The following is a 21,976-nucleotide window of genomic DNA, read 5'->3' on the forward strand; positions in this document are numbered from 1 at the left end:
TAAAATATTTTTTTGATATTGATTGATTATATATTTCGGAAATTATTCTTAGGAGGATGATAGATATTCAAGATAAAATTATAGCAGTATAAAGAAGTTTGAAATTTAATTTTTTTATCAGCGACGATGTTTTCTGCCCTGCAAGCAGCAGTACCGCACACGCCAAACGCTCCGCAGCAGCAAAAATCTACAATTGAAGTTTTTGCGTCTTCACAGTTTTGCGGTTGAGTTTCATGATTACATTCAGAATTTGCAACAGATATAGTTTGCTGCAAAGTTGTTACATCTTGCGTTTTTGCAAAAGCAAAACCGTTTGCGCCGCTAAAAACAGAAAACGCGCAAAATAAAACAACCGCAATTTTTTTTAATTTATTCATTTTACAAGTTCTAACGTTGCGAATTTTTCAGATGTAATATAACCGGAATCGCCTTGATTTGGCGTGCTGCCGTGGAACGATTCTCTGCCGTCGCCGTCGTTATCGCCGTAAGCAACGGTAAAACCTAATTTTTTACCGGCGGTAAGTTTCACTTTTGATTTTTCGTGCAAGTTTGAATTCGGATTATACGTATTGTCGTAAACGGTTAAAGCTATTTCCCATGTATATTTTTCACCTGATTTTAAAACTTTAAAATTTGCGGTATCGGGGAAAATTTTGCCTTGCCCGTCGGCATCTATGTCTATAACTTCGCCGGTATGCAAAATATGATACGCAAAAGCATTGTTATTTTGGTAATGATCTTGCTTTGAATTTGACTCGTCTATAAAAATTTCAATACAATCGCCCTGCCAATAATTTTCAAAACCGTCTGCAATAGAGTTTGTTAAAATATTGTCTGTAATTTCTACAAAAAGAAAAAGAACGCTGTTTTTCCAAAGAATTTTAAATCTGCCGGAATAATCTGCCTGCTCTTGCCCGATATATAATTGATTTATCGGATACCATTTTGCTTTTTGCCAAGCAGATTCATCTGCCTGCCCGTCAATTGTTATATCGTCAGCCGTATATTGAGCATAATAATAACTTTCAGCTTTTCCGCACGACTGAAAAACAATAACTGCAGCAAAAACAATTAAAAACTTTTTTATTTCCATTATTTTTATTTAACTTGCGATAAAACAACGTCTATAATTTTAACCGCAGCGTCCGCGTCTTTTTTTGTTATAGTCAACGGCGGCAAAAGCCTTAAAACCGTATTGTGCGTGCAATTTATTATTAAACCTTTTTTAAGACATTCCGCCGCTATTTGAGCGGCGGGAATTTTTAAATCAACCCCGAGAATAAGTCCAAGCCCTCTGACTTCTTTTACTATGCTGTGTTTCTTTTTTAAATTCTCAAGCTTTTCACGCAAATATTTTGCAGTTTTTAAAGATTTGTTTAGAAATTTAGGCGTCATTTGACGAACAACTTCCAAAGCCGCCGCGCAAGATACGGGGTTTCCGCCGAAAGTTGTCCCGTGATCGCCGTATGTAAACAATTCGCCGAATTTTTTATTTGCCAACGTTACGCCCAAAGGCAAACCGTTTGCTATGGATTTTGCAAGAGTTACAATATCGGGTTTAACTCCGTAATTTTCAAAAGCAAAAAACTTGCCTGTTCTTCCCACGCCGCATTGAATTTCGTCGTAAATTAAAACAAGATTGTGTTTATCCGCCAGCGCGCGCAAACCTTTTAAAAACTCTTTTGTAGAAGTAAAAATACCGCCCTCGCCCTGAACAGGCTCTACTATTATAGCGACGGTTTTTTTATTTATAAGTTTTTTAACGGAATTTATATCGTTAAAATCCGCAAAAACAAACTTTGGAGGAAGAGGTTTTAAATAGTCGTGAAACTTTTTTTGCCCCGTCGCCGCAAGCGTAAAAACGGTGCGCCCGTGAAAAGAATTGTTAAAAGATATAATTTCGTAACGGCCGCCGGTTTGATGCCCGTATTTTCTTGCTATTTTCAAAGCGCATTCGTTAGCTTCGGCGCCGGTGTTAGATAAAAATACTTTGCCGTTAAATTTTTTTGCAAGAGCTTCTCCAAGATTCACCTGCGCTGGAGCGTAATATAAATTTGAAACGTGCGCGTATCGGCTTAACTGATTTACGGCAGCCTTAACAACTGCATTATTTAAATGCCCTAGGTTACACACGCTGATACCCGTAAAAAAATCTAAATATTTTTTACCTTTATCGTCCCACAAAAACTGACCTTTGGCTTTTTTAACAACCAAGTCGCTGCGTTTATACGTGTGCATAAAGTATTTATTTTCCGTTTGTTTAATGTTCATTTTTTATCCCCGTATTTTATCACCCTGAATTTATTTCAGGGTCTGTCGTTTTGTAAAAGCAGATGCCAAAGCAAGTTCAGCATTACAACAAGAACAATTATTTTTTTATTATTGTTCCTTGTATTTTTAAAATACCTTTCACGCCGTCAATAATTAAAACTTCTTTAACCCCGGATTTAACCGCCGAAGCGCAGCCTTTAATTTTAGGAATCATTCCGCCGGTAATAGTTTTGTCGTTTATAAGAGCATTTATATTTTTTACTTTTATCTGTTTTATAGTTTTTTTATTTTTATCCAAAACTCCGGCGACATCCGTTAAAAAAATAAGTCTGTGGGCTTTGAAAGCAACTGCAATAGCGGTTGCAAGACTGTCGGCGTTTACGTTTAAAATATTTCCGGCTTTATCTGCGGCAATAGACGCTATAACAGGCAAAAAACCCGCTTTTGTAAGAACTTCTATAAGTTTTTTATTTACTTTTACCGGCTCGCCGACACAGCCGAGTTCTTTTTTTTGTTTGCAAATTACGCTTGCTCCGTCTTTGCCGGAAATGCCTACGGCGTTAACTTTATTTTTTATAAGTCCCGTCGTTAACGCTCTGTTAACTTTTCCGCTTAAAGCCAGCTCCACAACTTCTAACGCGGCAGCATCTGTGTAACGCAAACCGTTAACAAATTTACTTTTTATTTCAAACTTTTCCAAAAGCGCGTTAATTTCAGGCCCGCCGCCGTGCACTAAAATTATATTTTCTTTTTTAGCGACAACGGCAAGCTCTTTTAAAAATTTATTCTGCGCCGCAGGATTTTTAGTAAGACTTCCGCCGAATTTGATTACAGACAATGTTTTCATTGTTATTACCTATTACTTATTATTTATTACCTGCCGTTGAATATTTACATCTATCTTTGAAATCGCAAAAACCGCATTTTGACGTGTTGGGTTCAAAATTTTCCGCGGTAATTTTTTCAGAAGCGTCTAACGCCAAATTAATGGCGTCTTCAATTTGCGCAGGCGTTCTTTCGGTGTATAGTTTTTTATTGTCGGACAAAAAATATACCGATATTTTATCCGGATTAAACCCGAAAACATTTTTGCACGCATATGCGTAAAAACTTAACTGCAAATCTTTATCAACTCTTTCTTGATCCCAAATTTTAAGGTGCGTTTTGTAATCCATAACTTCATACGCGCCGTCGGGATATTTATCTATGCGGTCAATTATGCCTATAAACCTGTATTTGCCTATATTTGTGTCAAAGGATTTTTCGGTAAATAATATTTCAGCCGGGCTTTTTTGAAAAGAAGCGAAATAATTTTCAAGCATTTTTTTGCCGCGCAGATAATACTCAAAACTTTGCTGCGGAGAATTAAAACCTTCGTTTTTCCAACTCTCGTCGTAACTTTCAAAAAGTTCTTCAAGGGTAACGCCTTTTTTGCCGTGATACTTTTCAAGCGCTCCGTGAATAGTATGCCCGAAAGTTATGTCGGCATTTAACGGAATATACCAATTGTCAAAATAAATAAGCTTATATTTTTGCGGACAGTATAAATATGTGTTTATTCTTGAATAACTTATTTTAAACTCTTGCCAAGTCACTTTGCCCGCCTGTAAAATAAAACAACCGTGTCGCCGTATTTTTCCGTTCTGAAATGGTCAAGCCCTGCAACATGCCCGACGGGTTCTTTAATATGTTTTTGCGCTATAAGCACGGAATCTTCTTTTAAAACATCATAACGGACAACGTTTTTTAAAGCCGGCATTGTAAGCGCCAAAGCTTTTTTATCTCCGTCTTTGTAAGGAGGCCCCATAAAAACTATGTCGTATTTTTTTACAATAGAATCAAACTCTCTTATAACATCGCAGCGCACAATTCTTGCTCTGTCGTTATAGTTAAGCATGCCAACATTATGCTTTATTAAGCCCAGAGAAACTTTACTGATTTCCGCAAAAACGCAGGATTTAGCTCCCCGCGAAAGCGCTTCTATTCCCACAGAACCTACGCCGGCGAACAAATCTAAAAAATCGCAGTTTGGAATTCTAAACTGAATAATATCAAAAACCGATTTTTTCATTCTGCCAAGCATCGGCCTAATAGAAAGGTCGTCCTGCGGCAGCGTTTTTAACACTCTCCCGCGGGCGTCTCCTGCTAAAACTTTTAACACTGTTATTCTCCGAGAACTTGGACGAAAACTTTTCTGCTTCTTGGCCTGTTGTCAAAGTCAATTAAAACTACCTGCTGCCATACTCCCGAGAGCATTGTCTTTGAACTTATTGGAATTGTTTTTGATGTGCCTATAAGAGATGAGCGTATGTGGGAGAACCCGTTTCCGTCGTTCCATTTTTCGTTGTGAGCGTATTTGCCTTTAACCGGCGCAATATCTTCCAAAGCTTTTTTAAAATCTGCAATTAAACCCGGCTCAAATTCAAGAGTGGCTATTGCGGAAGTGGAACTTGACACGGCAATAGTAACTATTCCGTTTTGCACTCCGGAACGTTCTATAATTTTCTTGATATCGTCGGTAATGTCCAAAATATCAGTAAAGCCTTTAGTTTCGCGGTTAATGTATTCCGAGTAAATCATGGCTGCTCCAAAATTATTCAATATTTATTGAAAATTATACATAAATTTTAAAAAAATTAAAAGCAAAACATAATTACCGCAATTTGACAATAAACTCGCAAAAAAGATATACTTCTTTCCGTTGTTAATTTTTAATATTTTAACGGGGCTATAGCTCAGCTGGGAGAGCGCTTGCATGGCATGCAAGAGGTCAGGGGTTCAATCCCCCTTAGCTCCACTTAAAAAAATAAAAAACAGAGTAGAAATTAAATTCTACTCTGTTTTATTTTTTATAGTTACAAAAAATTTTTCTTTAACCGAAAATCTTTTTGAAGAAACTTTCATGCCCCTGATACTGCGCGTCTTTTGGAATTTCGCCGACGGATTTTGCGTATTCAAAAAGCGCTCTTTTTTGGGCGTCGCTTAAAAATTTCGGAACACTGACATTTACTTTTACAAATAAATCTCCTCTGTGTTTTGTGCCAAGTCTCGGAAAGCCCTGCTCGCGAACTCTTAAAGTTGTATTCGGCTGCGTTCCCGCCGGAATTTTTACTTTCACGTTTCCTTCAACCACAGCAACATCGTATTCAAACCCCATTGCGGCCTGCGAAAAAGAAATGGATATTTCCGTAAATAAATCATCGCCTTTTCTAACGAGATTTCTGTCGCGCTTCATGTGAATTACAACAAACAAATCCCCCGCTGCGGCGCCGTTTGCGCCGGCATTGCCGGAACCCGCAACTTTTAAAGTTGTGCCCTCGTCAACGCCCTGCGGAATTCGGACTTTAATATTTTTTCTTACTTTTACGGTTCCTTCGCCGTGGCAAACATTACAAGGGTTATCTATTACGGTCCCTTTACCGTGGCACTTGGAACATTCCTGCTGAAAAGAAAAGAAACCTTGCGAATATCTTACCTGTCCGGAACCTTTACATTGCGGACATGTTTTAGATTTTGCGCCGTCTTTGGCGCCTGTTGCGCGGCAAGTTTGACAAGTATCTTGTTTTGGCACGTCTATGGAAACTTCCGTTCCTTTCATTACGTCAAGATAAGAAACGTCTATATCAACTCTTAAATCCGCGCCTCTTTTTGAAGCTTTCGCTGCGCCGCCTCTGCGCGAGCCGCCGCCGGAAAACATATCGCCGAAAATGTCGCCGAAGATATCTCCCATGTTTGAAAAATCGCCGCTATATTGCGAATAGCCGCCCTGCCCGCCGAACGGGTTGCCGCCCATGCCGGAAGCGTCGTGTCCGAACTGATCGTATTGCTGCTTTTTTTGCGCGTCGGACAATACTTCGTAAGCTTCATTAATTTCTTTAAATTTTTCTTCGGCTTCTTTATTTCCCTGATTTTTATCAGGATGATATTTAAGCGCAAGTTTTCTGTAAGCGGATTTTATTTCGTCCGCCGCCGCAGATTTTTGAACGCCTAAAATTTCGTAATAATCGCGTTTTGCCATTTTCGTTTTCCCGTTAGTCCTTTAAATAATACTGAATTGTAGTAACGACTCTTATTGATTTAATGTAAGGCGTATTGTTGTCTCTGTCGGAAATTGTAAGCTGTCCCTGATTTGCGGTTTTAATTTTACCGAGTTTGCTGGCTGAATCTTTTGCAAATTTTTCCGCCGCCAAGCGCGCATTTTTTGTAGCTTCAACTATCATTTCCGGTTTAATATCGTTAAGACCGTTATAAGAATAAATTGTTTGATACTGATAATCTCCTACGGAAAGAGCAATGCCCTGTTTTATTAAATCGTTTTGTTTGGACATTAACTTAAGAACCGTGTCCACATTGCCGGTAACAACCGTTATAACCGATACGGCTTTATATCTAAACTTTGCGTTATTGTCGCTGTATCTTTCTGCGTCAGCGTCTAAAACGGATACCGGCGCTACGGTAATTTCGTTTTTTGCGATACCGTTATCAAGAAGAAATTTAATAATTTTATTATTTGTTTGTTCTATATTTTTGTAAAGCGCGGAAATATCATTGCCGGCCTGTTTGTAAACCAAAGGCCAAATAACCTTATCGGCTTTTACTTCTCTTTCAGACAAACCTTTAACGCTTACAACTCTTTCGCTGTCTTTAAAATAAGCTATACCGTTATAAATAAACGCTCCCAAAAACATAATGCCCAAAGCAACCGCAACGCTACCGATTACAAAACTGTTAATTTTTTTCACTCAATACCGCCTTTATTATATTTTCTTAAATTTGAAACCCGCCGATGTAAGACAAAGTTTTTGACGCAAAATGCGCTCCGTTTTCCATGGAAGCTTCAATATTTTTACTTTTTAAATATTCCACAATAAAGCCCGCAATATAACTGTCTCCGCAGCCGGTTGTGTCTATTACTTTATCAACTTTTACGGCGCCGCACTTGTATTCTTTTCCGTCTTTGTAAGAGATGCTGCCGTGCTCGCCGAGGGTTGCGGTAAATACGGTTTTATATTTTTTAGACCATTCTTTTAAAGGTTTTAAATCTTGCGTTTTACCGCTGATAAAAAACAAATCTATGCTGTTAAAATATTTTTCCCAAACTGCGCTTATTTTTGCATCGTGAAAATCTACCGCCGTTAGAGGTATGCTGTCGCCCTCAACTTGGGTTATTGAGCCTTGTTTCAGGGGCTGTTGTTTGACGCTTAAAATATTTTCAAAATCCGGTTCGTAAAAGGTTGTTGCAACAGCATCCATATTTTTAGCAAACAGTTTATCGCTTTCGCTTATTTTGTAATCTGCCCAAACGCCGCTTATCCACGCGCCGTCTTTAAAATATCTATCGCCGTTTGCATCTATATGAATTGTATGGTTTGCGGTTGCGCCTTCAATTTCATAAATTCTGCTGCGATCAATTTTATATTTATCAATTGCAGATTTAAGTATATCCGCATATTTATCCGTCCCGATATTTCCGGCGGCAAAAACTTCCGCGCCGGCTTCTTTACAATTAACAGCCAAATTTAAAGCATTCCCGCCCGGCAAAATCTTACCGGTTTCAGGAAAAACATCCACGCAAAAACAAGCCAAAGCTAAAATTTTCATTTATTTTAATTTATTTTCAAGACGCGTTATTTTATCGTTAAGCTGCGTGTTTGGAAATCCGGGTCTGATATCAGCCTTCAACACTAACTCCGTGCGAACGCCGGTTTTGCTTACAGCCTCCGTAGCGCGCTTAACAACATCCATTACTTCATCCCACTCGCCTTCAATTTCCGTAAACATTGAAGTTGTGCGGTTAGGCAAACCGCTATCGCGAATAACTTTAACAGCCGCAGCTACTGCGTCCGTAACAGACCCGTCTTCAGCCGCCGTCAACGGACAAACGCAAAACGCAACTAACATTTTAGCTCCCTATCATTCTTTTAGTTTACTGCATAATCCGTATAATCTTTTTTGAATTGCGGAATGTATATAGTTTTATTAAAGCTCTTTATTTTTTTATCTTTACGGTTTCCAATAAATCGCTTTCAAAAATAGCTTTTGGAGAAATTACCGTTTCATCAAGAGGAATATTTGCGCCATAACGTTTTTTCATTAAAGAAGCTACTGTCTTATCATCTAAATTAAAATCGCGAAGCTTTTGAAGCTTACCTACTTCTATTTCCGCGCCACGCTTATATATTTTCCATATAAGTTCCGAGCAGTAAATTTTATCATCACTCCATTCAAAAACTAAATCATAATCTTTTCCAAGAAACTTATCGCCTTCGCGCATTAACTTTTCAACAGTTTTATAATCTAAAATCTCTTCCGCATTTTTCAAACGGCGGACAACAAATTTCTTATCTTTGCCGCGCGCAATCCAATCATTTACAGGAGTGTATTTCACAGGCTGCACCGCTTCTAAAACATAAAACCCGCCGTGAGCTTCAAAAACTATCCCGCAATGAGAAAATTTGGAACCCGTAGCAACCTGTATCGCTTTACTTTGTTGCGAAAGCGAAGTTTGAAAAATTATATCCCCGTTTTGAAAGCCTCCATAACTGTTCTCTTTAAAAAACAAAAAGAATACAACAGCAAGAAAAATTACAATTATGGATATTGCGCCTTTAGCCGCCATACGGCTTCTTTGCTGCCTATTTCCCGCAGAGTTTCTGCAGAGTATATTCCGACAGCCGACAGACTTTAACTTTTTACCCATTGTCTTACCGAGATTCAGCGATGTTATTTCAGCCGTCTTAATCCATCCTTTTCAATAATGATTGATATATTCTGTTTCGCATCCGATTACTTTAATCTTTCAACTACACTTTCAAATGCTTGATATGTAATTTTATTTTTTTAATCGCCCAGTCGTAGTGGCCTGACATGGCAGATATGCAATAGCTGCCCAAACTCGATGTGCCTGTCCAATTGAAATGCTTCTTCTCAAACAGCTCTTTATCCGAAAACGTCTCAATCAAGTCAAGTACGGCCTTGTGGCTTTTGCAGAGCATTGCTTTTGAATCAGTATAGCCTGTAGTTTGATGCTTTTTCCAAAATTCTACGTTCATATCGCCGTAAGTTTTCCAGCTATACGGTTCAGGTAAAAACGGCTTTACTTTGTCGTTCCGGTTTGCATTTACCCAATTAAGAAGCAGCTTGTGCCACTCATGCAGATGAATGAGGATGTCGCGCAGATTTTTGTCCCGTTTCCAATGAGCTTCTTTTTTTGCGAAACCATTGCCGAAGTTAAACGCAGCGTTTTGCTCAGCGTCCGTTAAAGAGTTAATGAGTTTCCATATTTTATCAAACTGCTCGTTTGCCGCCGTTATGAGAGCGGTTTTTGTTGTCGGTCTCGCCATAATCGTGTCTCCTTATAATTCTTTCCAATTCCACCAGTTTTGCTTATCAGGAGGCAAAACTCTGTCATAGTTATTATTAGTTTTATATATTTTGTCATTTAGCTGTTGTGAAAACTACTACTTTCATATTATTTTATTTTTCCGATTAAATGTAACTAATACCCCAAATATAATATGCTGGCAATTACCTTACCGCGACATGTGTCAGCGAAACGGGGATTCTGACCGAGAATTAGATCATTCCCCCATTCCGCCGACTCTTTACTATTTACTTTTTATCCTCGTCAACAACTTCGGCATCTACAACTTTTTCTGCGGTTTCTGCTCCGCCTTGTTGTTGTGGTTCGCCTTGCGATTGGGCTTGGGCTGCTCCGCCGGCGGTTGCGCCTTGGCTGGCTTTATAGACGGCTTCTGCCAACTTGTGGCTGGCGGTTGTTAGCGCTTCTTTTGTTGATTTTATTTGTTCTACGTCGCTGCCTTTTAGGGCGTCTTTTGCTGCGCTTAACGCTTGTTCTATTGCGAGTTTTTCATCGGAAGAAACTTTGTCGCCGTGTTCTTTCAAGCTTTTCTCTACCGAGTAAACTAAATTGTCGGCTTCGTTTCTGGCTTCTATTTCTTCTTTTTTCTTTACGTCTTCGCTGGCGTATTGTTCGGCTTCTTTTACGTATTTATTTATGTCGTCCTTTGAAAGTTTTGTGGACGATGTTATTTTTATTGACTGCTCTTTTCCGGTGCCTTTATCTTTTGCGCTTACGTGCAAGATACCGTTTGCATCTATGTCAAAAGTTACCTCTATTTGAGGAACGCCTCTGGGCGCCGGCGGTATGCCGTCTAACATAAATCTGCCGAGAGATAAATTATCTTTTGCAAGCGGTCTTTCGCCTTGCAAAACATTAATTTCTACGCCGGGCTGGTTATCTGCGGCGGTTGAAAAAATCTGCGAGCGTTTTGCCGGAACAGTTGTGTTTCTGTCTATAAGCGCCGTGCGGACGCCGCCCATAGTTTCAAGTCCGAGAGTTAAAGGCGTTACGTCTAAAAGCAAAATGTCTTTTACGTCGCCCGTTAAAACCGCAGCCTGAACCGCCGCGCCGAAGCATACGCATTCCATTGGGTCTATACCGTGCTCAACTTTTTTACCTACGTAATCTTCAACAAATTTTTGAACTATAGGCATTCTTGTAGGCCCGCCGACGAGAATTATTTTTGTAATTCCGTCAACGCCGAGTTTTGCGTCTTTTATCGCCTGATCAACGGAAGTTTTGCATCTGTCAACAATCGGTCTAACCAAATTTTCAAGAGTTGCTCTTGTAAATTTTAAAGCCAAATGTTTAGGACCCGATGCGTCCGCCGTAATAAACGGAAGATTAATATCCGTTTCCATTGTTGACGACAATTCAATTTTTGCTTTTTCAGCGGCTTCTTTTAAACGCTGAACCGCCATTTTATCTTTTCTTAAATCTATACCGTTAGATTTTTTGAAATCTTCGGCAATATAATCTATTAAGGCGTTGTCCATATCGGTTCCGCCAAGCTGCGTGTCGCCGGAAGTTGAAAGAACTTCAAAAGTGCCCTCTGCGCCCATTTCCATTATCGTAACATCAAGCGTTCCGCCGCCAAGATCAAAAACCAATATTTTTTGTTCCGTGCCTACTTTATCAATACCGTAAGCAAGCGATGCCGCTGTAGGCTCGTTAACAAGGCGCACAACTTCAAGACCGGCAATTGCGCCCGCGTCTTTTGTTGCTTGTCTTTGGTGATCGTTAAAATACGCAGGAACCGTTATAACGGCTTTTTCTATTTTTTCTCCCAGATATGCTTCCGCGTCTTTTTTAATTTTCTGCAAAATAAAACCCGAAAGCTGCTGCGGCGTAAAATCTTTGCCGTTAACCTGATATTTAAAATCAGTGCCCATTTTTCTTTTGAACGCGCTGATTGTTCCTTCAGGATTTGTTACCGCCTGTCTTCTTGCCGGCTCGCCAACTAAAAGCTGACCGTCTTTTGTAAACGCAACGTAGGAAGGAAATGCTTTTCCTCCGAGAGTTGTGCCTTCCGCCGACGGAATTAATGTTGTTTTACCGCCTTCCATTATTGCCGCCGCCGAATTTGATGTACCCAAGTCTATTCCGATGATTTTAGCCATTTTACTTCTCCTTTTATTTTTTTGTTTTGTCACAGATTAACAACATACCCCTCACCCTACCCTCTCCCGCAAGGGACGAGGTTACAACAACTCGTTGCTCATTCCACTTTTCACTTTGCTTTTTGAAACTTTTACTTTTGCGGGTCTCATTAGATTGCCGTTTATTGTGTAGCCTTTTTGATATACTTCTAAAACTTTTCCGTCTTCTTCGTCTTCGGTTTCAACGCTGTCTAAAGCTTCGCAAAGATGGGGGTCAAACTTGTCGCACTTTATTTCTTCCACGCCTTCTTCTTTAAGCATTTTGGAAAACTCTTTTGTTATCATTTCCAAACCCGTAACAATACTTTCTATGTTGTTGCCTTTTTGCGCGCTTTTTAGAGCCTGCTCTAAAATGTCGTCAAGAAAAATTTGTTTTTGAAGAATTTTTTCTTTTCCCCATTCAAGATATTTTTTCTTTTCGTCTTCGGTGCGTCTTCTGAAATTTGAAAAATCCGCCTGCAAGCGCACAAGCTGATCGTATAAATTTTCAGCTTCTTTTTTCTTTTCGTCAAAAGATTGTTTTAAAATTTCAAGTTCTGAAAGTTTTTCATCGCGAGCTATTTCCTCGCAAGACTGTTCTTCGGCTTTTGTTTCTTCCTGTTTTTTCTTTTGTTCCATTATTTCCCCGTTATTTCTTTTTAAAAAATTCGTTAAGCATTTGCGAAACTGTATTTACCAGCCCCATCATTCTTTCGTATTCCATTCTTTTAGGGCCTATTATTCCTAAAACGCCTACGGCTTTTTCGCCGTCTTTATAAACGGTTGTTACAACGCTTAAATCTTTAAGTTCCGCCAAAGAATTTTCAGAACCTATTTTTACATGCACGCCGCTTTCTGAAAAATCTTCATTTACTATTTGAATAAGTTTTTCTTTATCTTCATTTAATTTAACAAGAGATCTAACTTGACCGAAATCGCTAAACTCGGGAATTTCCATAGTGTTTGACGTGCCGTCTATGTAAATGTCGTCGTGTATCGCATAAAACGCATCGCTTATTTTTTTAGCGGTTTTGTAAATATCTTCTTCGTCTTTTTTAATTTTGCGCATTTCGCTTACAATTTTTGAAGTTGCTTCGGAAAGGCTTACGCCTCTGACTCTTTCGTTTAAAAATATGCGGAGTTTAGCAAGCTGCTCCGGCGTAAGAGACGCGTCAATTTTTCTGTGTTTAACCATTCCCGTATGCGTAAGCAAAATTATTAAAAGCTGCGCGGGCGCAATTTGAACAAGTTCAATATTAGTTATTTCGTTATACTCTGTTTTAGGAGCAAGCACAAAACCCGTATATTGCGAAAGTCCCGAAAGAATTCTTGACGTTTCGGAAAGCATGGCTTCAATTTCATTATGTTTTTGCTCATACTCTTTTTTTATGCGCCCTTCTTCTGCAATTGCAAATTGCTGAAGTTTTAAAATAGAATCCACGTAAGCCCTGTAACCTTTATCTGTAGGAATTCTGCCTGCGGACGTATGCGGATGAGTTAAAAACTCTTCCTCTTCAAGCTCCGCCATTAAATTTCTAACGGTTGCCGGAGATAATTTTATTTTATATTCATCTATTAAAACATTTGACCCTACGGGCTTGCCTGTTTTAATATAATGATGTATTACAGCGCGCAATACATTAGCTTTTCTTTCTTTAACAATCTCTATTGAAACTTGACGCATTGTAACCTCTATTATATATAGGTGTAGAATATCTGAATTAGCACTCTAAAGCTATTAGCACTCATTTTGTTTAAGTGCTATTTTAGCCATATTTATGAAATTTGTCAAGAGGGTTTTAAACGGCAATTAGAAAAGTGAAAAGTGGAAAGTGGAATTAACGGCAAAGGCAGAACTACAATTACGAATTACTGATTACGGAAAGCGTTTGCTCTTGTCATCTACGCAAAAGCAGATTCCCGTGGGAATGGCAGGCAAAATAAAAAACGGCAGACTCTGAAATATATTCAGGGTCTGCCGTTTGCGGTTATCTTTAAATTCGTAATTTGTAATTTCTAATTCGTAATTGCTACTCTAAATATTCTCTTAACGATTTGCTTCTTGTGGGGTGGCGTAATTTCCGTATGGCTTTGGCTTCTATCTGGCGGACTCTTTCTCTGGTTACGCCGAATTTTTTGCCTACCTCTTCAAGAGTGCTGGGATAGCCTACGCCTATACCGTATCTTAAACTTATAATTTCGGCTTCTCTGGGCGTTAGAGTATTTAACACTTTTGAAAGTTCAAGCTGAAGTCTGTATTGCTGCGTTTTAGCAACCGGGCTCGGGCTGTGCTGATCTTCTATAAAATCTTCAAGTCTTGAATCTTCTTCTTCGCCGACGGGCGTTGCAAGGGAAACCGGCTCCTGCATCATCTTTAAAATTCTTCTTATTCTGTCGGTGGAAAGTCTTAAAGATTTTGAATATTCTTCTATGGTAGGCTCTCTGCCTATGTCCTGCTGAAATTTCTTTTTAACTTTTGTAAGCTTTGAAATAAGCTCTTTCATATGCACGGGAATTCTTATTGTGCGCGCCTGATCCGCAATGGCGCGGTTAATGCTCTGCCTTATCCACCACGTTGCATACGTTGAAAATTTAAATCCGCGTTTCCATTCAAATTTTTCCACGGCTTTTGACAAGCCTAAATTTCCTTCCTGAATTAAATCGGAAAGTTCAAGGTTGCTTACGCCCACGTGTTTTTTTGCTATAGAAACCACAAGGCGGAAATTTGCCTCTATAAGTTTCATTTTATCTCTGTGAATTACTTCTTCAAGCTCTCTTATTTTTTTGTCCGTTTCTATCATTTCTTCAGGAGTAATTACAAAACCTTCTTTTAAGTTAGCCTGTTTTGCAAGCAAAGCGCGAATGCTTTCCAAATGATCCGCCGCTTCTTTAATAGGACAGCCGGTAGCCTTTTTAAAATCTGCCGCCGTAATTTTTTTAGATTCGTAATTTTTAAAAAGCGACTGAACTTTTGAAACGGGATTTTTATATTTTCTTTCAAATCTTCTTACATCGTCCTGAATTTCGTTAAGTTTTTGCGCTATGGTTTTAATTTTGTTTATAAGCCTTTTAATTTTATCCTGATTTAAATTAAGGCTTATAATAAGCGTTACAATTTCCGAACGCAGTTCTTTAACTTTGCCTTCATATTTTATTCTGTCTTTTTGCGGCAAACTTTTTTTATGAAGTTTCTCTTCGTAAGATATTGTGCTCTTTTCTATTTTATTTATTTTCTGAACGGCGCCTTTTATTTTTACGCCCATGCCTCTAAGCTGCGCCTGAGATTTGCGTCCGCGCGGCATAAGTTCTTTGGGAGTCATTTCGTCTTGGCTTATAAGCGTTTCCCAATTTCTTATTTCTTTAATAATAAGCGGAGATTCTAAAACTATAAGTTTAAGCTTTCTTTCGTTTTCTCTTATATTTTTTGCAAGTTCAACTTCTACGGAACGCTCCAACAGGGGAACTTTCGCCATCTCGCTTAAATACATTCTAACGGGGTTAATGTCTTCGTCCTCGCTTGAAACTTTAACGGACTGCTCCACAGCCTCGCCGGAATTTTTCTTGCTTTTTGCGGACGTGTATTCTCTGTTATCAACAACTTTAATTCCAAGATCTTCAAGGGTTACAAAAAAACTGTCAATTTTTTCGGCTTGAACAGATTTTTGCGGAAGAGTTTTATTGATATCGTCGTAAGTTAAATACCCCTGCTCTTTTCCGATATCAATGAGATCTTTAAATGAATCTTTTTTTGCCATGTTATTTTCCCGATCCTTTTAAAAGCTTTGTCAATTTTGCAAATTCTGCAATTTCCTGCGCACCCGCTTTTTGCTGCTTTATAAGCTGCGATAAATCCTGACGCCTTTTTTCAATTCTTAAATTTTCAAGATCTTTTATAATAATTCTTAAAATTTCCCGCGAGTCTCTGTATTCTATGGCGTCTATGGTAAGCGCCGTAAACCACTGCGCGTCTTCCTGCGAAAGCAAATGCAGAATTTCCGCGTCGCTAAGCCCCGAAACCGCCAAGCCGAAAACTTTTTGACATTTTGCGTCTTGAAAACATTCCGCCGAAACGCTCTGCGCTAAATTTCTATTGCTTAAAACAAGACTTAACAAATTTTCTTCCAAAGATAAGTCGCGTTTATTTTCTTTTTGGGTCCCGGCAAAATTACTGTTGTCTTTTGGCGTTTTATATTTTGAAACCTTTTTCTTTTTAAATTCCCGCCAAACCGCGTCTTCGTCAACATTAATACTTTGGGAAATATTTTTTACCCACTCTCTGCGAACTATATCGTTGGAACTTTTAGAAACAAAATCCAAAAGCAGAGATATTTTTTTTGCTTTCGCCTCCGAAGAATCGGAAGCTATGCTTTTTGAAACTCTGTCGGTCATAAAATCTATAGCGCTTTTTGAGCTGCTTTCCAACAGTTTTAAAAACGCTTCTTTGCCGTTTGCGTTTAAATATTCGTCGGCGTCAACATGTTCGGGAAGCGCCGATACGGTACATTCTACGCCGTCTTCAACCAAAATTTCAAGCGCTCGCTGCGTTGCGGTTCTGCCCGCATCGTCGGAATCAAAAAGAAGAGTTACGTTGTCGCCATAGCGCGCAATAAGTTTTGCATGGTTTGGCGTAAACGCAGTTCCAAGAGAAGCCACCGCGCCGGACACTCCAAACTGCTGAGGAATAACCACGTCCATATACCCTTCAAGAACTATAATTCTTCGCTCTTTGCGCAGCTGCGGCAAAGTTTGAAACAAACCGTAAAGGTTTGACGATTTTGAATAAATCACGGTTTCCGGAGAGTTTAAATATTTCGGGTTCTGCTCGGTTAAAGTTCTTCCGCCGAAAGCAACAACTCTTCCCTGAACGTCTATAATAGGAAACACAAGCCTTTCAGACATATACTCAAAAAAATTGCCGCTTTGCGTTTTGGTTATAAGCCCGGCTTTTGAAAGATCTTCAGACGTCCAGCCTTTTTTTAATGCAGATTGCAAAAGCTGCCCTTTTGGAGCGTAGCCTAAACGAAATTTTTCTATAGTTTCCTGCGTTATCCCTCGACGAGCAATATACTCTCTTGCGGCGGACGCAGATTTACTTTTAAGCAAATGACTATGATAAAATGTAGCCGAACTTTCTAAAATTTCAAAGAGTTTTGTTTTTTCGCAACGTCTAACAACATCGCGCGTTGTTTCCTGAATTTCTATGCCGGATTTTTTTGCAAGCTTGCGGACAGCCTCAATCCAGGACAAATTGTCCATAAGCATTACAAATTTAAAAACGTCTCCGGCGGCGCCGCAGCCGAAACATCTGAAAATTCCTTTCTCCGGACTTACGACAAAAGACGGCGTTTTTTCATTATGAAACGGACAACAGGCTTTCCAGTTTCTGCCGGCTCTTCTCAAATCCGGCAAATACTCTCTGACAACTGCATTTATGTCGCTTGAAAGCCGAATTTTTTCAATTATATCTTCTGGTATTGCCATAATCAACTGCAAATAAAAGGTAAAAAATATAAGGTAAACAAATACTTATTACCTATTATTTTTTATCTGTTACTTGTCTCTCCTAAATCTTCTAAAGCCTGACGCTTCTACAAAATTAAGTTTGCCGTATTTCTTTTCAAGTTTGTCAAAAAGAAGATTAAGCCCTAAATTGTCCGACGAAATATGCCCCGCTAAAATTACGTTCATGTTATACTTTTCAGCTTCCTTAACGGCTTTGGTTCCTAAATGCATGCTTACTATTGTGCCGATGCCCGCGGATGAAAGTTTTTCCAGCATTTCTATCGGGCCTTCGGTTCCGCCGGTCATATCTACAAAAACTTTTCCGCAGCGAGAATCGTCGCAGCCAAGCAAAATATGCGGAGCCTGCCCGCGCGCCGCAGAGTATTTATATTCGGGAAATGCGTTTAAATATTCTATTATGTCTTTTAAAAATCTCGGACGAGCAGCTTCTATTCCTTTTTGCAGAAAAGTTGCAACATGATTATCCGCAACAGTGTGAGCCGTCATTAAAGGAATTTCCAAAAGCCTTGCGGCGTCTTCAACTCGTTCGTTATTTTGCGGCAAAATACTATTTTTAACTTCTCTTACGCGGACGCTCAAAAGTTTTTCCGAAATATTTATCGGCACTCCAAGCGCGCTTGTAATTTCAGCCTGCATATTTAACACGTTGTGAAACGTGGAATACGCGAAACCTTCCGGATGATGAGCTATAACCAAATCTATATTTTTACCTAGTGAATTTAACTGCTTGGCAAGAAGAATTTCGGGAGTTTCTATGTCTATTCCCACCAAAACGGTTTTAACTTCCAAATCCGGACTGCCCGCAAGAATACGCGAGTCGTAATACGGATTTGTAAGACTTTCCACGTCGTAATTTTCTTTTTTTTCTTTAGAAAGCGCGTCGTAATCTTCTTTTCTTTTTAAAAGATCAAGCTCTACTTTGTCTTGCCCTCTCGGGTCTTCTTTAATACCTTCAGCTATAAAATAATCGTAAATTTGTTTTAGTTTCATGCGTCCTCAAAAAACAAGAGAGAGCTGCCGCCACATTAAAATGCGAATAACAACTCTCTCTTTGTTTGACCGTAAATTTAATATTTTCTTACTTTGCCCATCTGCTGTCTTTAAGCTGTTTGCGGCGGATTTTTCTTTTCGCTTCCGCAAGTTTTTCTTTTTTCAAGACGCTGGGAGCTTTGTAAAATTCGCGTTTTTTAATTTCCTGCATAATTCCGTTTCTTTCACATTCTCTCTTAAAGCGGCGTATCGCTTCTTCTATAGATTCGCCTTCTCTTACTTTAACGTTTACCATCTTTGTAAAACACCACCTTGAGGCAATGCCTCTTTAATTTTTGCGCATCTAATAAATTATTTAAATTATCCGGGCGGCCAACCGAAAATTCGTCCGCCTAACAAATGATAATGTATATGAAAAACAGTCTGCCCGCCGTCGGAACCGCAGTTATTTATAACGCGATAACCGTTTTGTAATTGCGGAAAAGTTTCTGCTATTTTTCCGGCGACGTATTGAATATGACCAAGAGTTTCTTTGTCTGTTTGCGCGCTGTCGCTTAAACTTTTTATATGCTTTTTCGGGATAATTACAACGTGCACAGGAGCCTGCGGGCTAATGTCTTTAAACGCAAAAACCAATTCATCCTCATAAACTTTATCAGAAGGAATTTCGCCTTTTGCTATCTTGCAAAAAATACAATTTCCGGACATTTTTCCGCCTTTTGCAAATCGTATTGAAAATTATATATGATTTTGCAAAAAAATTCAAGGGTTTTTTAGGCAATCTGAAAATATTTTTTGGCTTTAAGAGTATCTTCGGCAATTTGGGCTTTCAGCTCTGCAATATTTTTAAATTTCTTTTCGCTTCTTAGTTTTTTTAGAAGATAAACGGTTGTTTTTGATTTCTTCCAAATTCCGGAAAAATTTAATATATGGGTTTCGCAAATCAATGCATCTGTTTTTCCAAACGTTGGCCTTAAACCTATATTTGTAACCGCAGCAAAAAACTTTCCGTTTTGCTCTATAAGGCTTACAAAAACGCCTTTCGGAAGAAGTTTATCGGCGTCAATTTTTAAATTAACCGTCGGGAAACCTAACTTTGCGCCAAGACCTCTGTCTTTAAAAGGCATTCCTGAAAAGTAATAATTGCGTCCGAGCATTTTATTTGCGCCCGTAATATCTCCGCGCTCCAAGAGCGCTCTTATTTTTGACGAGGAAATTTGTTTACCGGAAATTTTTAACGGATTAATTATTTCAAGTTTTATATTCGGCTGTTTTTTAAGCCATGCGGCGCTGCCTTTTCTGTTTTTGCCAAAAGCAAAATCCTGCCCGCATAATATTATTTTTGCATTTAAAAATTTAATCAAAAAATTATTGAAAAAATCTTCAGGCTCGCTTAAAAGAATTTCGGAAGGAACTTTCAAAACAACTATTTCGTCAACCGGAAACTTAGACAACTCCGCAATTTTTTCTTTACCCAAAGACAAAACGCCGCTAACGCGGCGAACAGGTTTTTCCAAAGCTACAACTACGCTTTTATAGTTATTTTTTTTGGCGGCAAGCAAAGTTTTTTCTATAAGCAGCTTATGCCCTTTATGAACGCCGTCAAACGTGCCTATGGTAACCGCGGAATTTTTTGTTTTCATTTTTTTAAAATACTGTCTGTATTAATTTAGCTTCTAAAATTTCTTTATTATCTAAATCTTGCGGCAAAACTGCGTCTGCCACATTAAAATTGCCTATTTTTTCGCGTCTTAATTTTGCCACTGTTGCGCCGCATCCTAAAATTTTCCCGACATCTTCGGCGAGAGTTCTTATATATGTTCCGCTTGAGCACTCTACGCGCACGTCGGCAATATTGTCTTTAAAAGATAAAAGCTCTATTTTTTTTATTGTAATTTTACGGGGAGCGCGCTCAACTTCAATGCCTTTTCTTGCAAGGTCGCATAATTTTTTACCGTTAATTTTAAGAGCTGAAAACATCGGCGGAATTTGAAAAATTTCACCTTCAAATTTTTTCAGCGCTTTTTTTACGCCTTCTTCCGTTACAAGACTTGCGTCTTTAAGTTCTAAAACTTTTCCGTCTAAATCTCCGCTGTCTGTAATTGTGCCAAGCAAAAATGAACTTCTGTAAACTTTGTCCTGCTTCATAAACTTATCCTGAAGTTTTGTAGCCTTGCCTACAAGCACAATAAGAAGCCCCGTCGCCGCCGGGTCTAAAGTTCCGCAGTGTCCGGTCTTTTTTACGTTTAATATTTTTTTTATTTTATGGACGGTTTTAAATGAAGTGATTTGCCCGGGTTTATCCGCAAGCAAAATTCCGGAAATATCGTTATAGATAGCCATTAATAATTTTTTTTACCGTTTTAACAGCGGTATTTATATTGGAATTTATTGTGCAGCCCGCGGCGTTTTTATGACCTCCGCCGTTAAATCTTTTTACTATTTTTAAGACGTCAAAATTTTTAACGGAACGAAAACTTACTTTTGTAACTTTATTATTTACTTCTTTAAAAACAGCCGCAACTTTAACGCCTTTAATGCGTCTTGCATAATTTATTATATTTCCGGATTCGTCTTCGCGCGCGCTTGTTTTTTTAAACATATCTTTCGTAAGGCTCATAAACGCCATTTTTCCATTTGATGCAAGTTCCAAAGTGTTAAGCGCTTGCCCGAGAAGTTTTATGCTTGCAAAAGAATCGTCTTCGTAAATATTTTTTGCTATTTCAGACGAAGCCGCGCCCGCTTCCAAAAGTTTTGCGGCGGCAATATGCGAATTTGCGGTTGTATTTATCTGGCGAAATCCGCCTGTATCGGTTAAAATTCCCGTATATAAATCTTCGGCTTCATTTTTTGCAAGCGAAATTTTCATATGCTCAAAAATATTTAAAACAAGCTCCGCCGTTGACGAAGAGGACGGAACTATATAATTGACGTTTCCAAAATCGGTAGCTATTGCGTGATGGTCTATATTGATTATTTTTTTTGCTTGCTGCGGAGAAATTATATTGCCCATTCTTTCAAAATTTACGCATTCAAGTATTATGGCGCAATCAAAAAGCTCATTTTTTTTAACGGTCTTTTTTATTTTTTCGGATTGTTTCAAAAATTTTAAAAACGGAGGAACCTCGTCTGCGCAGTAAACCGAAGCTTTTTTGCCGGTTCTGTTTAAAACAGAAGCCAAAGCAAGAGACGAGCCGATGCTGTCGCCGTCGGGCTTAACGTGACCGGCTATAAAAAAAGTTTTGCTTTCTTTAAGTATTTTAGCTATTGCGGAAATGGTTTGTAAGCCGCTATTTTTTTTCATCTTCTATTTTTTTAAGCAAGTCAAAAACTTTTGTGGCGGTTTCGGTGCTGTCGTCATATTCAAAAATTATCGTAGGAGTGCGTCTTAAATTAAGACGTCCCGCAAGTTCATGGCGAATTTCTTTTGTTTTGTTTTTTAACACTTTGTCGGCTTTAGTCTTTTCTTCATCGGTGCCTAAAACGGAATAAAAAACTCTTGCGTCAAGCAAATCATCGGTAAGTTTTATGCCCATTACGGTAACAAAACCTATACCTTCTTCTTTTATTTCGCGAACCAGTTCGGAAATAACATGCTGTATAAGCTCCGCAACTCTTGTAGAACGTTTATATGAGTTTGGCACAATAGCCTCCATGTAAAAGATAACAGGTAAAAAATAAAAGATTAAAA

Annotated in this window: 25 protein-coding genes and 1 tRNA gene; 1 reads left to right on the forward strand and 25 read right to left on the reverse strand. The window is 38.7% G+C overall.

Translation table 11 applies throughout. From position 1 onward, the window contains the following. Positions 1-26 precede the first annotated feature (26 nt). From Epro_RS03935 to Epro_RS03965, 7 genes are all read right to left on the reverse strand, one after another. Positions 27-377: a hypothetical protein gene (locus Epro_RS03935; RefSeq protein ID WP_052570688.1), complete on the reverse strand. Its 351-nt coding sequence runs from the start codon at positions 375-377 to the stop codon at positions 27-29. After that, complete coding sequence (locus tag Epro_RS03940; RefSeq protein ID WP_052570689.1) at positions 374-1,093, reverse strand: sugar-binding protein; 720 nt, start codon at positions 1,091-1,093, stop codon at positions 374-376. Before Epro_RS03940 ends, Epro_RS03935 begins: the two co-directional genes overlap by 4 nt. 5 nt (positions 1,094-1,098) lie before the next feature. Further along, positions 1,099-2,271 carry an aspartate aminotransferase family protein gene (locus Epro_RS03945; RefSeq protein WP_052570690.1) on the reverse strand — a complete coding sequence of 391 codons (1,173 nt, stop codon included), beginning with the start codon at positions 2,269-2,271 and terminating at the stop codon, positions 1,099-1,101. A gap of 97 nt (positions 2,272-2,368) precedes the next feature. Next, positions 2,369-3,118 (reverse strand): acetylglutamate kinase, encoded by a 750-nt coding sequence (argB, locus tag Epro_RS03950; RefSeq protein ID WP_052570691.1) that lies wholly within the window; start codon positions 3,116-3,118, stop codon positions 2,369-2,371. A gap of 19 nt (positions 3,119-3,137) precedes the next feature. Continuing rightward, a complete protein-coding gene (locus Epro_RS03955; RefSeq protein WP_052570692.1) occupies positions 3,138-3,866 on the reverse strand; it encodes a RecB family exonuclease in 729 nt (242 codons plus the stop codon). Continuing rightward, positions 3,863-4,432, reverse strand: a complete 570-nt coding sequence (locus Epro_RS03960; protein ID WP_052570693.1) for an RsmD family RNA methyltransferase — start codon at positions 4,430-4,432, stop codon at positions 3,863-3,865. Before Epro_RS03960 ends, Epro_RS03955 begins: the two co-directional genes overlap by 4 nt. Before the next feature lie 2 nt (positions 4,433-4,434). Then, positions 4,435-4,851, reverse strand: a complete 417-nt coding sequence (locus tag Epro_RS03965) for a secondary thiamine-phosphate synthase enzyme YjbQ (RefSeq protein WP_052570694.1) — start codon at positions 4,849-4,851, stop codon at positions 4,435-4,437. Between the two features lie 144 nt (positions 4,852-4,995). Here Epro_RS03965 and Epro_RS03970 point away from each other — a divergent pair. Continuing rightward, a tRNA-Ala gene (locus Epro_RS03970) sits at positions 4,996-5,068 on the forward strand. A gap of 75 nt (positions 5,069-5,143) precedes the next feature. On the opposite strand, the gene dnaJ is transcribed toward Epro_RS03970, so the two are convergent. The 18 genes from dnaJ to rbfA all read right to left on the reverse strand — a co-directional run bounded on the left by dnaJ (position 5,144) and on the right by rbfA (position 21,929). Next, the gene (gene dnaJ, locus Epro_RS03975) at positions 5,144-6,289 is read right to left on the reverse strand and encodes a molecular chaperone DnaJ (RefSeq protein ID WP_052570695.1); all 1,146 of its coding nucleotides are present in this window, start codon (positions 6,287-6,289) and stop codon (positions 5,144-5,146) included. 13 nt (positions 6,290-6,302) lie between these two features. Beyond that, positions 6,303-7,004, reverse strand: coding sequence for an SIMPL domain-containing protein (locus Epro_RS03980; protein WP_052571582.1), 702 nt, complete (start codon positions 7,002-7,004; stop codon positions 6,303-6,305). A gap of 34 nt (positions 7,005-7,038) precedes the next feature. Then, positions 7,039-7,872, reverse strand: coding sequence for a PfkB family carbohydrate kinase (locus Epro_RS03985; RefSeq protein ID WP_052570696.1), 834 nt, complete (start codon positions 7,870-7,872; stop codon positions 7,039-7,041). Next, positions 7,873-8,172, reverse strand: coding sequence for a thiamine-binding protein (locus Epro_RS03990; protein WP_052570697.1), 300 nt, complete (start codon positions 8,170-8,172; stop codon positions 7,873-7,875). A gap of 88 nt (positions 8,173-8,260) precedes the next feature. Continuing rightward, complete coding sequence (locus Epro_RS03995) at positions 8,261-8,971, reverse strand: YiiX family permuted papain-like enzyme (RefSeq protein WP_202812869.1); 711 nt, start codon at positions 8,969-8,971, stop codon at positions 8,261-8,263. 103 nt (positions 8,972-9,074) lie between these two features. Then, the gene (locus Epro_RS04000) at positions 9,075-9,614 is read right to left on the reverse strand and encodes a ClbS/DfsB family four-helix bundle protein (protein WP_052570699.1); all 540 of its coding nucleotides are present in this window, start codon (positions 9,612-9,614) and stop codon (positions 9,075-9,077) included. Between the two features lie 268 nt (positions 9,615-9,882). Then, entirely contained in the window at positions 9,883-11,754 is a 1,872-nt protein-coding gene (gene dnaK / locus Epro_RS04005) for a molecular chaperone DnaK (protein ID WP_052570700.1), read from the reverse strand. A gap of 81 nt (positions 11,755-11,835) precedes the next feature. Continuing rightward, positions 11,836-12,411, reverse strand: a complete 576-nt coding sequence (locus tag Epro_RS04010) for a nucleotide exchange factor GrpE (RefSeq protein ID WP_052570701.1) — start codon at positions 12,409-12,411, stop codon at positions 11,836-11,838. 10 nt (positions 12,412-12,421) lie between these two features. Then, a complete protein-coding gene (gene hrcA, locus Epro_RS04015; RefSeq protein WP_052570702.1) occupies positions 12,422-13,456 on the reverse strand; it encodes a heat-inducible transcriptional repressor HrcA in 1,035 nt (344 codons plus the stop codon). Between the two features lie 346 nt (positions 13,457-13,802). Beyond that, positions 13,803-15,527: a sigma-70 family RNA polymerase sigma factor gene (locus Epro_RS07220; protein WP_052570703.1), complete on the reverse strand. Its 1,725-nt coding sequence runs from the start codon at positions 15,525-15,527 to the stop codon at positions 13,803-13,805. A gap of 1 nt (position 15,528) precedes the next feature. Next, a complete protein-coding gene (gene dnaG, locus Epro_RS04025) occupies positions 15,529-17,253 on the reverse strand; it encodes a DNA primase (RefSeq protein WP_052570704.1) in 1,725 nt (574 codons plus the stop codon). Between the two features lie 69 nt (positions 17,254-17,322). Further along, positions 17,323-18,285 (reverse strand): Nif3-like dinuclear metal center hexameric protein, encoded by a 963-nt coding sequence (locus tag Epro_RS04030; RefSeq protein WP_052570705.1) that lies wholly within the window; start codon positions 18,283-18,285, stop codon positions 17,323-17,325. 88 nt (positions 18,286-18,373) lie between these two features. Next, entirely contained in the window at positions 18,374-18,580 is a 207-nt protein-coding gene (gene rpsU, locus Epro_RS04035) for a 30S ribosomal protein S21 (RefSeq protein WP_052570706.1), read from the reverse strand. Between the two features lie 65 nt (positions 18,581-18,645). Beyond that, positions 18,646-18,993, reverse strand: coding sequence for a histidine triad nucleotide-binding protein (locus Epro_RS04040; protein ID WP_052570707.1), 348 nt, complete (start codon positions 18,991-18,993; stop codon positions 18,646-18,648). 65 nt (positions 18,994-19,058) lie between these two features. Further along, on the reverse strand, positions 19,059-19,928 hold the full coding sequence (locus Epro_RS04045; RefSeq protein ID WP_052570708.1) for a bifunctional riboflavin kinase/FAD synthetase: 870 nt from the start codon (positions 19,926-19,928) through the stop codon (positions 19,059-19,061). A gap of 4 nt (positions 19,929-19,932) precedes the next feature. Next, positions 19,933-20,628: a tRNA pseudouridine(55) synthase TruB gene (gene truB, locus Epro_RS04050; RefSeq protein WP_052570709.1), complete on the reverse strand. Its 696-nt coding sequence runs from the start codon at positions 20,626-20,628 to the stop codon at positions 19,933-19,935. Further along, positions 20,615-21,589 (reverse strand): DHH family phosphoesterase, encoded by a 975-nt coding sequence (locus tag Epro_RS04055; RefSeq protein WP_052570710.1) that lies wholly within the window; start codon positions 21,587-21,589, stop codon positions 20,615-20,617. Before Epro_RS04055 ends, truB begins: the two co-directional genes overlap by 14 nt. After that, positions 21,576-21,929 (reverse strand): 30S ribosome-binding factor RbfA, encoded by a 354-nt coding sequence (rbfA, locus tag Epro_RS04060; RefSeq protein WP_158409002.1) that lies wholly within the window; start codon positions 21,927-21,929, stop codon positions 21,576-21,578. The genes Epro_RS04055 and rbfA overlap by 14 nt, the downstream gene beginning before the upstream one ends. Positions 21,930-21,976 lie beyond the last annotated feature (47 nt).

The sequence above is a fragment of the Endomicrobium proavitum genome (genome assembly GCF_001027545.1).
Taxonomy (GTDB): Bacteria; Elusimicrobiota; Endomicrobiia; order Endomicrobiales; family Endomicrobiaceae; genus Endomicrobium; species Endomicrobium proavitum.